At 61.6% G+C, this 12,747-nt stretch carries 11 protein-coding genes and 1 pseudogene; 1 reads left to right on the forward strand and 11 read right to left on the reverse strand.

Features of this window, described 5'->3' with window-relative positions; all coding sequences use genetic code 11:
- Nucleotides 1–213: 213 nt before the first annotated feature.
- Nucleotides 214–1,101: an AfsR/SARP family transcriptional regulator gene (locus VH326_RS08920; RefSeq protein ID WP_329631464.1), complete on the reverse strand. Its 888-nt coding sequence runs from the start codon at nt 1,099–1,101 to the stop codon at nt 214–216.
- A 283-nt stretch (nt 1,102–1,384) separates the two neighbouring features.
- Between VH326_RS08920 and VH326_RS08925 the strand changes: the two are divergent.
- Nucleotides 1,385–1,570, forward strand: a pseudogene (locus VH326_RS08925) (IS630 family transposase); the annotation flags it as partial.
- Between the two features lie 199 nt (nt 1,571–1,769).
- On the opposite strand, the gene VH326_RS08930 reads toward VH326_RS08925, so the two are convergent.
- From VH326_RS08930 to VH326_RS08975, 10 genes are all read right to left on the reverse strand, one after another.
- On the reverse strand, nt 1,770–2,456 hold the full coding sequence (locus VH326_RS08930) for a phytanoyl-CoA dioxygenase family protein (RefSeq protein ID WP_329631465.1): 687 nt from the start codon (nt 2,454–2,456) through the stop codon (nt 1,770–1,772).
- Entirely contained in the window at nt 2,440–3,261 is an 822-nt protein-coding gene (locus VH326_RS08935; protein ID WP_329631466.1) for a SagB family peptide dehydrogenase, read from the reverse strand. Before VH326_RS08935 ends, VH326_RS08930 begins: the two co-directional genes overlap by 17 nt.
- A complete protein-coding gene (locus tag VH326_RS08940; protein WP_329631467.1) occupies nt 3,258–4,607 on the reverse strand; it encodes a YcaO-like family protein in 1,350 nt (449 codons plus the stop codon). Before VH326_RS08940 ends, VH326_RS08935 begins: the two co-directional genes overlap by 4 nt.
- On the reverse strand, nt 4,607–5,656 hold the full coding sequence (locus VH326_RS08945) for a TOMM precursor leader peptide-binding protein (RefSeq protein WP_329631468.1): 1,050 nt from the start codon (nt 5,654–5,656) through the stop codon (nt 4,607–4,609). The genes VH326_RS08940 and VH326_RS08945 overlap by 1 nt, the downstream gene beginning before the upstream one ends.
- Complete coding sequence (locus tag VH326_RS08950) at nt 5,653–6,444, reverse strand: SagB/ThcOx family dehydrogenase (protein WP_329631469.1); 792 nt, start codon at nt 6,442–6,444, stop codon at nt 5,653–5,655. The genes VH326_RS08945 and VH326_RS08950 overlap by 4 nt, the downstream gene beginning before the upstream one ends.
- An 11-nt stretch (nt 6,445–6,455) precedes the next feature.
- Entirely contained in the window at nt 6,456–7,778 is a 1,323-nt protein-coding gene (locus tag VH326_RS08955; protein ID WP_329631470.1) for a YcaO-like family protein, read from the reverse strand.
- Nucleotides 7,775–8,836, reverse strand: a complete 1,062-nt coding sequence (locus VH326_RS08960) for a TOMM precursor leader peptide-binding protein (RefSeq protein WP_329631471.1) — start codon at nt 8,834–8,836, stop codon at nt 7,775–7,777. Before VH326_RS08960 ends, VH326_RS08955 begins: the two co-directional genes overlap by 4 nt.
- Nucleotides 8,837–8,854: 18 nt before the next feature.
- The gene (locus VH326_RS08965; RefSeq protein ID WP_329631472.1) at nt 8,855–11,098 is read right to left on the reverse strand and encodes a hypothetical protein; all 2,244 of its coding nucleotides are present in this window, start codon (nt 11,096–11,098) and stop codon (nt 8,855–8,857) included.
- A 2-nt stretch (nt 11,099–11,100) separates the two neighbouring features.
- Nucleotides 11,101–11,421, reverse strand: coding sequence for a hypothetical protein (locus VH326_RS08970; protein WP_329631473.1), 321 nt, complete (start codon nt 11,419–11,421; stop codon nt 11,101–11,103).
- A gap of 902 nt (nt 11,422–12,323) precedes the next feature.
- The coding region (locus VH326_RS08975; protein WP_329631474.1) for a LysM peptidoglycan-binding domain-containing protein at nt 12,324–12,747 on the reverse strand (424 nt) is incomplete at its 5' end.

Here is a 12,747-nt window from a genome sequence, read left to right on the forward strand (position 1 = left end):
CACCTTGCGCCGCCATCAGCGCCAGCGGACCGGGTGTAGACGAGTCGCGCCTCGCAGCCGTTTCGGCTCAGCGGCGGACCTGTCACGGCGGCGCGTGTCGAGCGTCGCGGACGCGCGCCGCCGTCGTCATCGGCGCGTCACTGGCGCGTCACCGATGCGCGGCAAACGTAGGTGCGGAGGCGCCGCGGTCGACCGCGACGAAGCAGGCACGGATCAGGCGGGAAGGACGGCGGCTTCAGCGCGCGGCGCGGCACGGCGGACGATCGCCAGCGCGTCGGCGATGCTCGCGTCGACGCGTTTTACCGTGCGCTTGCCGCGCGGTTTGGGCGGAGGGGCGGGGCGCTCGCCGCATGGCTCGATCAGCGCATCGCGCAGCGCTACCGTCTCCGCCATCGGCGCGATGCCAAGTTCGTCGCGCAATGCGTTCTCGCAACGTGCATATTGGCGCAACGCCGATGGCCGGTCGCCCATCGACAAATGACAGGCCATCGCGGCGCGATGGAGATGTTCGCGCAACGGATCGAGCGCAAGCGCGCGCTCCGCCCAGGCGATCGCCTGTAGCCAGTTCCCGCGTCGCGCGTGAAAGGCGGAGATGCGCTCGATGAGCGCAAGATGGGCGTTGTGGAGCCGTTCCTGTTCGACCGTCAGCCAATCATCGTACTGCCCCGCAGCACAATCGCCCCGATAAAGTTGCGCGGCGCACGTTAGGCTTGCCGCGTCGGCTTCATCGAGCGCGTCGTCGGCCTTGATATCCGTCGCGGCGATCGCATCCTCGAATGCCCAGATGTCGACCCATGCTGCGCACCTCCCGCGAAAGCCGAGCTGATGGGCGTCGGCGTAGACGTGGTTGCCTTCGCCGCCGTCGCCCTCGATCGCGCAGCGGATGCGCCACAGTGCGGTTCTCAGCGCCTTGCGCGCGACTGCCTCGGTCTCTTCGGGCCACAAGGTCGCACAGACGGTTTCGCGGTGAATCAGTCGATCGCGGTTGAGGATGAGGTAGGCGAGCAGCAGCCGCGACTTGGGCGTCGGTGGAAGCCCGATCACCACGCCGTCGCGCTCCAGCGCGAAGCCGCCGAGCAGACGGACGTTCAGCGGCGCCACATCGTGCGACGTGATTCGGATGATCGAGTCCCCCAGCGGCCTGCTCCCAAAGGAAAATGCCGCGTCGCTATTTAAGCGTCCGCGCAATGAGCGACCCGATTCGATACGACTCCGACTATTCCGCAAGTCTTGATATCGATCAACCTTTACTTTTCGTTGTTCATATTTTGGAATTGGCTGATCGCCGAACGATCAACTTGTTCAGATTTTGAATTAAACGTTCGGGACTCGTGACGTCAATAAATCGACCAAGTTCTTGCCGTGCCAGACAGAAGCTTCGCGCCTGCCGCCCTACTCGCCCGACCTCAATCCGATCGAACAGGTCTTCGCCAAGCTCAAGCTGCTACTGCGCAAAGCCACAGAACGATCCGTCGAGGCAACATGGCAACGCATCGGAAATCTCCTCGAGGCCTTCCCTCGACACGAATGCGCCCGCTGCCTCAAAAACTCCGGATACGCTTCAACATAGGTGGATCAGACTCTAGAGCGCGACCCGCCCGTGCTAGAGTGGCCATCCCGATGGCCAGCGAAGCCGAAGCCGGGGCTTGGTTGGATCGCTGCGAACAACACCGCGCTATCGCCAGCATCGATCGCGAATACGGGCGTCGCATCCGCGATGGCAGAGGGGCAATCTTCGGCGCCCGATTCGTCCCGCTATGACGGGGCGGTCATCGATGGGCGTGCACGAATCTGGCGCGGGCGTCCATAAAGCGCACGGCAAAACCGGTCCGCGATTGCCCTGAAAAATTGGATCCCGAGCCATGTACGAGCAATGAATGATGGAGCGAGACTTCTCCAGGCTTGAGCAGCAAATCGACGATGTTCGAAAACATCGCGGGGGAAGGATCAAAGCTGGCGCTGAAATTTCCATCGGCGCCTTCGGTGTCGTGAGGCAAGAGTCCGGCCCGGTGCGAGCTTGAGATTGCCTGCACACAGCCATTTTCGTGCGTAGTCTGGTCCACCGCGATCCATAGCGTGCAGGCATTAGGCGGCCCGATTGGCCAGAAGAATGCATCTTGGTGCCACGGCACGCGAGCGCCCGACGCCGGCGCTTTGCTGAATACTTGGGCCCCCCATAGAACGGCTTCGCAATCCAAAGCCGCACTCGCCAGTGCAACGAACTCGGGGTTCTCGGCAAAGCGATTTAGCGCGTGATGGCCGACTACGCCGAACGGATTGGCTTCTGGCCGAGCGCTTCGCGGCAATACCAGCTTGGTGAGCGGAACCGTGGAGTTCGCGGCTACCAGATCGGCGACGGCTTCACGCAGCCAAGCAAGCGCTTCGGTCGAAAGCCGATATTTAGGAACGACGAAGCCGTCGGTCTGGAATCTGCTGGCCTCAGCGCGGGTCAGCATTGTGCCCCGCCAGATGTCCGATAGCGGCCATATAGACGACCGACGCAGTCAAGCCGTCAAATGCCAGCAAGCCGTCGATAGCACGATCATGATAGCCAAACAGGTTGATGCATCCCAATCTAAGGGCGGTGGCAGTTAGGGCGAGATTTTGTCCGACATGCCCGGCTTCGACCAATACCGCCCGGTAGCCGCGATCACCATATTTGAAGGTGCTGCGCTCGAAAAGCGCTGCGACGAAGACCATGGCGCTACAGTCCTGCGCGAGCGCAGGCTGAACCAGTGCGGCGGCAATCGCTTCGCTGGCGTCGCCCAACCGAACTACAGCCAGTTCGCCGCGCAACGGGTCGAAATGATAAAGCCCGGCTGCCATTCCTTCCACCGAAGCGACATATACGTACAGCTCGAGGGGGTACAACGCGCCGCCGGACGGCACCGTCCTTCGCGGGCGAGCGCCCGGTTCACTGCCATCGGGTGGGAGTTGGCCGTAGCCCAGTCGCAGCAACGTTGCGAGCGTCTCCATCGCTAACGGAGCACCTTCGATGTCGCTGGGCGTTCGTCGCTGTGTAATTGCCGCGGCGACGTCCATGCCAAGCTGGGCCGCAGCTTGCGGGAGTGCAATCGCTAGGTTCCGCGCATATCGTAGCGTGGGATGCATTTCCCGCGATCGCGCCGTCGCCAGGTCGTCGGGCAGGATGTCGTAATATTTCCCGACTTTGGAATTCTCATGCAGCAATTCCCACGCCGATTCCTCGGCTGCGGAAGGCAGGCGCACTTTCAGCCAGATGTCGTGCTCAGGAGTGGTCATGGAAAGGGATGCGGTGCCGCGTGGCGCTCGCTTCTCGGGCAACCTGGAATCGTTTTCGCTAGCACGGCCAATCGCTGGTCGGGCGGGAAACGCAGTGCATGACCCATGACCAGAGGCTGCAACCCGGGGACAACGCAACGAACAACGTGAAAGCCGAGTTCGGCAACGTCGGGCGTCGTCTGCTCGACCATGAGGGCGGTATATCCATGCCGTGCGAGCGCAGCCGCCACATGGCGCGGCCCCTCGTCAGGAGTCGCAGAATCGAGCCGGGCTATGTTCGAAAACGTCACCGTTTCCGGACTGCTGTCGATGAAATCCGACAAAGTGTGCTGCGCCGCCTCGGTATGAAGGCGGAGATGAGTCTCCTGATCGACGACCGCGACATAGTCGTTCGCGGTCGAAACCGGCGGCCGCGTTTGCTTGAGAACATAGGTCCAGCGTAGCGTATGAGCGAGTTCTTCCAGCGCACTGCTGAGCGCCATGGCCGGATCGGGGGAGGTCGAGGCGGCAAAGGTAATCGCCGGCATATCGGGATGATCGTGACGTTGGAGCGCGATAATCGTCGGGACCCCGTGATCCATGCGCGCCCAGAGCAACGATACACGGCTCCCGACCGCTTCAAACCGGTGAACCATATCGAGCGCCGGCGCCGGAAGCGAGGCTTGCTCGATGAGCGGGTGCCGCAGTTGCGCCTGCCATGTGATGGCGAAGGCATCTCGCTCGATTACCTCACACAGCGCACCAGCGATCGCCGCACCAAGCACGGTGTGCGCAGCGAGTCCGGTCGAAATAGGTTGAACGATCGCTGGCTCAGCATCTTCCGCATAAAAATAATACGGCAGCTGTATCATCGCTGCAGGCACGTAGATTTCCCGGTCGCCAGGAATCGTCCGGCAGGCCTGCCATCGCACGCGCGTATCCTCGTCGAACTGCTCGAACGGAAAGTCCGGGCGGTCCAACTGGTCGCTCCCATAACGAACGAAGCTCGCGGGAGGAGTATGCGGAAACATCGCGTCTCGCGCTTCGACTAGGGGCCATGCGCGCTCATCGTAGATCGCGGCGCAATAGCGCTCGACCGCCTCGCCCACAGCCTTGATCATCGCGCCGCCGCGCGACACCGACGCGCCACCGCTATGTTCGAAATTGGCCCGCTCGGCGAATGGAGCGGTCGAGATCGACTTGGCGATGAAGTGATGAAAATTGGGCAGTTCGCTCTGGCGTGGCTGTTCGCCGAGATACCGCAACACGCCGGACCGTGGCCCAAGGAGATCGTTGATCGCGGTGAGGCCGACGTCCAGCTTCTGCTTTTCTTCCCACGCATTGGTACCGGGCAGCGGTTTGCCCATCATCGGTCGTGCTCGCGATAAGGCGAGAGCGCGATCGGGCTAAACGCATTTGCTTCCGAGCAAACGTTGCATCGAGGTATCCGCAAAACGCGACGCGCATTCATCGCGTTGTCGAGAAAATCGACCGTGATAACTCGCCCCGGACGGGGACGCGGGATTTCCCCGAAAAAACGCGTCAGTTCGATCGCGGCGCAGTCGGCAAGCATAGCCGGCATAGATGGATGGTGCCCTTGAGCCATCTGGTATTCCAGCGCCTCGCGCGAAATCGCGAGCGGACGGCGGAGCCACGGCGCGTTTTCGCGGGAGATCAGGCAATTCCAGCATGCCGTTTCTCCCGGCACAACGAGCGGCCCCACGGTTCCGACTGCCCCATCAAGCAGAATGGGCAAAAACGGGACCGACAGACTGACCGCGAGGGCGTTCCAGCGATCGATCAATTGGCCCGCTCCGAACTCGACCGTTGCGACGAGGCAGTCGACGCGTTCCGGATCGAGCTGCCACGCGGCCACCGGTGTCGGGCGCATGGTATCCCCCGGGTCGGCCGCGGGTTTCGCGTTCTGTTCGAAAAGTCGGAGGTTGCGCAGAGGCGGATCGTCTACAACCTGAATGTCCAAGAAAGCGGATTCGCGTAGCGCATCCGCCAATCGATGGGATATCGCGTTGACCCCCAGGATGGTGAGCGACGCGTCGGCAAGCCGTTTGCGAACCTTCCCCGGGTAGTCGCCCTCATCGTGCACGAAGATATCGAAGATCGGCTCCGGGCTATTGCCGTCGTGGCAGAATTCATCCGCGTCGCTCAACAATCCGACCTGCACGAGCCTATCGATCAGTCCAACGACGACGCCATTGTCACGCGGGGCATAGGTGCCGACAATCGCCGCCCGATCGACACCCGCTTCACCTTCAAATGCGGCGAGCAGGTCCACGACGAGTGCACCCAGCCGCCTGTCCGGGAGCAACAACTCAGACCGTCCGCGCCGAATATGTAGACCCGCAGCATCGTCCACCAGTTGATAAGCGCGTGCGCGCAGTCGCTCGCCCATGGTCATGTGAGTGCAGTCCCGACGGCAGTTGCGTAGATCACCGACTGATCAAGACCATCCAAATCAAGCAGCCTGTCAAGCTCGCGGTCGCGATAGCCGCCGAGATTGTGCGCAGCACACCCCGAAGCTACCGCCGCCAAATTCAAATTCTGTGCGATATGTCCAGCTTCAATGCACGCGAATCGATAACCGCGGTTACCGTATTTAAAAGTCGTGCGTTGAAAGACAGCGGCAAATAAGACGAGCACCGCACTACTAGCGGCGACATCCGTTTGAATGAAGCAGGCTGCGGCTGCCTCCGCGGTCTTTTCATCGCCGATTCGTGCCAGCGATGGTCCGCGAAAGTCGACATAGTAAAGACCCGAAGCGACATCATCCACGCGGTAAACCGCGACGAACATCTCGATCGGATAAAGGCCGCCAGCAGACGGCGACGTTCTCAAATAACGCGGCGTCGCCGCCGGACCGCGATCGCTGGTTGCCCCGCAAGCGAGGCGAAGAATAGTGGCGAAAGTGGCCCTGCTGATCGGCGTCGCCGCGAAGCCTTGGGGCGTTGCGCGAGCAATCATCGCCTCGCTTGCGGGCTGCCGCAATTCAATAGCGTCTGACGAAAGGTCGATCGACGTGCCATCGCCCATGGGCAGGACGGGCCAGAGCGATTGCATGTGCGCGATAACGCGGTCGTCGCTCGGGCCGCGGGTGTAGCGTCCGATCTTCGCATTTTCATGGAGCAGTTCCCACGCGGTGGCAGCCTGCGCGGAGCGCCCGACCGTCGAATCCCAGACCCAGCTCATTCATTACGCTCCTATGGATATGGATGTGGAGCGGGGTTGTCGCCGGTCGACGACATAATTCCGGCATATCCCATCTTTTGCGGGACCTTCCATAATCGGCGCCCACCGAGCGGGCGGATCCAATGGCCAGCCGCCAGCCGCTGGCAGCCCGGAATGACGGCGCGCACCACCGCGAGTCCGAGTTGGCGCAGATCAGGTGGCGTCAGGTCGACCAAGTACAGTTCCTCGCCGAAGGCCTGAACGCGCAACGCCAGCTCTTCGAGCGTGTCCGACGCGCTTGCTCGCTGGATACATGTCATACCTGATAACGTGGTCGTGCGTTCGCTGGCCTGTAGAAAATCTAGAATACCGGCATTGTCCGGATCGCAGTAGAAGATCAGGTGGTCGTTCTGCTCGCGGATGTTGGTGTACCCAGGGACGACATCGATGTGAGCGCCGTCACGCATCTTTGCTTCCATCCAGCTACCGGTGTGGGCCGTTTCCTCCAGCGCCTTGCGGGCAGCCTCGATCGGATCGGGCGAAGTGGCCGCTGCCACGACGACAGGGGGGGCGGACGGCCTGCTGCGCCGGGCTATCGCCATCACGGTCGGGACGCCATGGTCGAGCGTAATGTCGAACAGTGCGGTCGCGTAACCGCCGCGCTCCAGCCGCGCGACGAGATCGGTATTGTCGGGTCCCAGGTCGCCGACAATGCGCGGCGGCGAGATCATTGCCTGCCATGTGATGGTAAAGGCGTCGCGCTCGATCACCTCGCATATCGCGGAAATCGCGGCTTCCTGATAAGAGCAATGGAACGCGAGTCCGGTGGAGATCGGTTGTAGCAGCGGCGTGTCGCCATCTTCAATATAGAACCACGGGACAAATACCGTGCATGCCGGGATGTGGACGATTTCCTGGTCCGCATACCTGACCGCCGGGCACCAGCGAGTGACGGTTTGCCGATCGAACCTCCGAAAGGGAAAGTCAGGTTCAGCATATTGCGTCTCTGAATACAGCGCGAAGCTCTCCGGCAGGGCACATGCGAACGGCGCGGCGTCGAAGCTGGTCGACGGGAAATCGTCGATTTCAAAGATTGCGCCGCCGTAGCGTTCGAGCGATTCGCCCACTGCCTTCGCCAGGGCGCGGCCTCGATACGGCGACGCCCCGCCGCCCGACCGGAAATTCTCCGCAAAGCCCATGCCCTTATTATCTTGAGCATAGGCAGCGAACTGACAGAAATCGGGTGAGTTGGGCGGCCGCGGCATTTCCCTGACGAACAGGATCGGTCCAGTCGTGGGGCTGACCAAGACGTCCAGAACATCCGTGAGCCGTCTGAAGGATGAGGCGTCGATCATGCGGCGCTGAAGCGGTCGTTGTCGCCGATGGCCACCGCGCCACCCGAGCGGCCACTCGCGCAGACGGGGCAGCGCGGCATGCGAAGCAACGGGCGGCTTTCCGTCGTTCCGCTGGCAAAATCGACGCTGAGCACGCGGCCGATCGCGTTGGGATCGCGTAAGGCGAATACGCGCGTCACTTCAAGCGCCACTTGGCCGGCGACTGAAGCCGTCATCGCCGGATGGCGCCCGCTCGCGTCTTGAGCGAGGTGGGCATAGCCTTCGGGTAACCGACGGGTGGCAGGATCCTCGTGCGCGGCGTTTTCCCGCCCGCGCAGGCACTCGAAACATGGCGTTTCCCCGGGGCTCACCCAAGGCCCGATCGTTGCCCATGAACTCGCCTTCACCACCGGCAGGAAATCGATCGAAGCGTCGACGCAAAAGCCGTTCCACGCTCGCAACAATGTCGCGCCACCAAATTCGGTTGCCGCGATGAGAAGATCCGGTCGCCGCGCAGTGTCGTTACGCCATTGGCTACTGGCGATGGGCGGAGGCATCGGCGCGAACGAATCGGACATCCAGCTTGCTGATGCGAGAGATCCGTCGGCGGCGAAGAAGTCCAGATTGCGAAGCACCGGATCGTCGAGGAACGCGACAGTTCCGATAGCCATTTCGCACAGTAGTTGGCCGATCGCGCGCGTGAGGTGATTGATGCCTGCGATCGCGACACTGCGAGCGGCCAGATCCTTGCCCGTTCGTCGCGGATCGGCCCCCATGTCCCAGTAAAAGATGTCGAGCGGCCCATCCGTCACGGAGGCGGAATCCATGTCGGTTGAGATGAAGCGCGCGGCGATCAGTTGGTCCAGCAATCGTTCGATAACCGGTCGATCGGGCGCCGCGAACCGATCCACCAAATCCTCGCGCGAAACGCGCCCGGATTCCGCAGTCGCCATCAGAAACGAAACGGCCTCCAGAATGCTGCGCCCGACCAATCGCAATGAAGTTGCCCCGCGCACCAGGATCGCGCCCTCGGGGATTTCGATCAACTGGGCGGGCAGGAAGCGTAGCCCCGGCGTCACGTCGTCATGCCTTGGTTCCTAATTCCCGGCGGTGGCGCGCTCAACTGTCAAAACACGCTCCTCTTCCAGCCGATGCAGGGCATCGAGATCCCCGGCACGTTCCGAGCGCAGCATTCTTAGTTCGGCTGCAGTGATTTGGTAGGGCGAACGATAGCGTTTGAAATGCACCGTCGCGCCGTCGTCGGCGGACGGTCTGATACAGCTGACCGCAGGTCCGATCTTGACCCGCGCCCGCGACCAGTCGACCGGTCCGGGATCGATGTGGACGCCGTTCCAGACCAACTTGCCGGTCGAATATCGCAAAGCGGTTTCAATCGCCTCCGGGCGATTCTCGGGCAGGCCCTGTCCGTCGCGAGTGTCGAGGATTATGGCGCCGCGCGCTAGTTCTGGCGGGTTGCCGGATGTCGTGCGGAGAAGGCCTGCTAATGCCGCGCGCAACGCCTGTGCGGCAGGTGAATCATAGGGCGGTTCAAGCGCGCAATCGATAACCCCTACTGCCCAGCCTTGCGCGCCGACCATGGTCATTGCCCCCGGCTCCGAAGCCCGCCCGTAGAGGTCGCGAGAGACTATCGGCAAGGTTGCCGCCGCTACGCCGCACGGTTTGTCGATCCCTAGCGCGGCAGCGGCGTGTTCCAATCGCGCTCGAGCGGCGCTCAACACCTCCTCGGCATCGACTCCATCCCAGGCGACCGCCCGATTGATGATCGCGCTCGCTACCCGCCACCCGAGTGCTTCGGGCACTTCAAAAGCGGCGAGGTTGAGACATGCGCGCAGCCATGCGGTGAATGCCGGATATAGGTCGCCACGCGCCTCGCACAGTTGAGCACGACAAACGTCGCGATAGACGAGATCCGAAGGCATAAAGACGCCCTTCGTCGTCTCAAAAGCACGGTTATAATAGGATTCGGCCTCGTCGATATTGGCATCTCGCCGGTGCAGGCGGGCGATGTTGATGCAGTTGAGATAGCGAATGTGCCAAGCCTCGTCGTCCAGGACATCGAGTGATTCCTCGATACCCGCCTCAAGCTGGAGCGCGCGCTCAGCGTCACCGGCGCGCAGATGAGCGAGTGCGTTGATGTTTCGCAAATACAGGTCAAGCCAGGGGCTATCTGCAAATTTGCCGTCTCCGCGTGCCAGCCCGAAGGCCGTCAGCGCCTCGCCCGGTTGGCCGCTCATCACCATACCCCACGCGCGCGATGCGATTAGCGCGCGTCGAACCGGCTCGGGCAACGGCGCCGGCAGCGCTTCGACGACCGCCGCCTCCCGGTACCGCTGCAGCGCAATACGCATCGATTGCTGCATCAGCAGGATCATGCCGGCCTCGAACGCGTCGCGCGCGGCCACCTGTGCGTGCGTCAGAAGCAACAACCCTGTGTCGTTGCCACCGACCGAAAAGCTTTCCCAAGCCATCTGCGCGAGTAATCTCGCATCGCCAAGCCCGCGCTGCACGAGCCGAGTCTCGGCAAAGGCCCGCGCGTTCGGCGCTCCCGTCAACGCGATGTGGCACAGAGTTTCCGTCGATGCCTGCGTCGGATCGCTACGCGCCGCCGGCGACGCCATCGACCATCCGCCATCGAGCGCGATCGCCGCGGGTTTTGCCGATGTGTGCCCGCCGGGCGCGACGACCTCCGCGTGAAAGTCCGCAGTTTCAACGCGTGACTCTGGCGATGGATCGGACAATGTGGACCAGTCGATCAGAAATCCTTCGACGTCCAACGTTGCCGGTGTTCCGACAAATATGAGGCTGCCGGGCCCCCTGGCCGCTGCGAAAAAGCTCGCAAAAAAACGGTTTTCGCGGCCAAAGTCGAAGCCGAATTGTGGCAGGCTGATCAACAGCGCGACGTCCGGCCACTCGCGCAGATGCCGCAAAACATGCTTTGCCCGATCGAGCGCGGCAAGGATTTGCGCGTCACCCTGGGCTTCCGCGTCGATCCAGCTTGCGACCGTGGCGTCGGACATACCGCCATGTGCCGACCACGGCACCGCCATCGTGCCGCGAGTCGCAGACCCGGCATCGATATTGAGCTGCCGCTCTATCTGACATGCCGCCGCCTGGCCCTCCCATGCGCCGAGGGAGAGATCGACACCGATGATTCGGCGCCGATCATTCTTCAGCCACCGATCAATTTCGTGAGCGGAACCGACGAGCCCCGTAGCCCGAACTGGGCCAGCGACTCGTGCGATATAGTCGCACGAGTCGTGTCCGGCCGCCGCCGTTTCGGTATCGCCAACGCCACGTAGAGGTAGCGCAGTGGTCGCCACGATCAGTGTATAATTCGACGCGACCTTGAGGGAGCCGCTTCAGCGGCCGCGGTGCAGCAGCATGGCGTGCAGCAACAGCATTTGATATCGCCGAGATCGCGTGACGTCGCCGTCCTTCGCATCATTGTGTCGAAGGCACTATTGAGCGACGTGATATCTTCGAGCGACAGATTGACCGGGGCATCACCGGGCAGGCGGCCTCCACCGCCGCGCATCGAAACCATCACGCGCATTGCATCGGCTTCGGTAATCTGCCGTGCCGCCGGCGTCAGCTGGTCCTGTTCCTCCTGATTAAGGAGATCGGTAATCGGAGTGCTTGCCATTGTATGTTCCTTTATAATTGCAGGAAAAAACGCTTAAGCAACACGCTCATTCAGACGTCTTGTGGTCGGTCGCGGTTCAACTGATATTCGTGATGCCGACCTGCGCCGAAAGCCTATCGACTCTTTTTTGATTTGACAATAGACCGATAATTCCAAAATCCGGATGAGATAAAGCACAGATATATATGGAGGGATGGCGGCGGCGAGCTGTCAGACTCATGCGCCCTTCCTTCAACGGTGCCACGCGGTTGTTTTTGTGAGTGGCTTCTTGGCTCGAACAAAGTACATAGTGCAAAGGTCATAAAATAGTATCGAGGTATTATCCGATAGAAAATGATATTCGCGTCTTGCAAAATATTGCGCTAAGGCGGATTCTTAAGAGACCACATATCCAACATAAAGTTGCATTCCTATATTAAGTTACAAACCGCAATGCCAATTTGCGCACAAATAGATTGATTCAACTTCGTTGCAGTGCATTTCCTGTCAACGAAGATAGCTAGGTGCGACGAGGTGGATAGGAGCGAATACATGCATATACGCGCCGCAGGATTCGCTGGTACGCTCGTGGTGGAAACTGAACGGCATTGCGATGTAGGTGCCATTTTTCCGAGACATTCCGCTCATAGCGCGTCGCGAAATCATCAGTTGGCATTGATGTTTCCTAAGTGCTCGCGCGCGCGCCGCGTCTAACCCTAACGCCTCTTGGTGATGTAACTTCGAGGATATCGCCTCCCTGGACGACTGCTGGCCAGAGGTAGACTACCTCGCCATTGAGCTTCACGTGCACCACTCCGCAACGGGCGCAACCTGCGCGCGTCCGGATAACGGGAGTGCGGAAACTCAGAGATTCTAGACTTCTTGGCGGTGCTTTCGGTCTAACGCGAAAGCGTCTCCCACGATCATGCCCGGTCTTCGCGGGCGGCCCGGCGACGATTCGCGGTAGCCTCTAGGAGACAAGTCGAGCGAAGAGAGGAGCCTTCTTGCGGGGCAGGCGTCGTCGGCGAGGTATCGCCGTATGCGTCAGCCGAGTTGTACGGCTTGGACGTGCCGGCGTTGTTGCCGCTCTTGGACACGCCGCCGGGGACGTTGAGCACCTGGCCCGCGGTGAGCGCGCCGTCGGCGCCCATGCCGTTGGCTTGCGCCAGCTTGTACCAGAGCGACGCATCGCCCCACAGTTGCGCCGCGACGCTCGCCAGGCTGTCGCCGCTACGCGCGGTGTAACTGCCGCCGCCGGCCCCTTGCGCATAGCTCGTATAGGGGTCGTACGCCTGGTCGAAATCGGCGTAGCTCGCCCCCGTCGCCGCACCGCCCCGGAAATAGCCG

It is taken from the genome of Sphingomonas sp., from assembly GCF_036269755.1.
Classification (GTDB): domain Bacteria; phylum Pseudomonadota; class Alphaproteobacteria; order Sphingomonadales; family Sphingomonadaceae; genus Sphingomonas.

Bases quoted from the DNA above. Each gene is read 5' to 3' on its own strand.
- VH326_RS08945 (WP_329631468.1), bottom strand. From the start codon at position 5,656: ATGACCATGGGCGAGCGACTGCGCGCACGCGCTTATCAACTGGTGGAC.
- VH326_RS08955 (WP_329631470.1), bottom strand. From the start codon at position 7,778: ATGATCGACGCCTCATCCTTCAGACGGCTCACGGATGTTCTGGACGTC.
- VH326_RS08940 (WP_329631467.1), bottom strand. From the start codon at position 4,607: ATGGGCAAACCGCTGCCCGGTACCAATGCGTGGGAAGAAAAGCAGAAG.
- VH326_RS08935 (WP_329631466.1), bottom strand. From the start codon at position 3,261: ATGACCACTCCTGAGCACGACATCTGGCTGAAAGTGCGCCTGCCTTCC.
- VH326_RS08950 (WP_329631469.1), bottom strand. From the start codon at position 6,444: ATGAGCTGGGTCTGGGATTCGACGGTCGGGCGCTCCGCGCAGGCTGCC.
- VH326_RS08970 (WP_329631473.1), bottom strand. From the start codon at position 11,421: ATGGCAAGCACTCCGATTACCGATCTCCTTAATCAGGAGGAACAGGAC.
- VH326_RS08930 (WP_329631465.1), bottom strand. From the start codon at position 2,456: ATGCTGACCCGCGCTGAGGCCAGCAGATTCCAGACCGACGGCTTCGTC.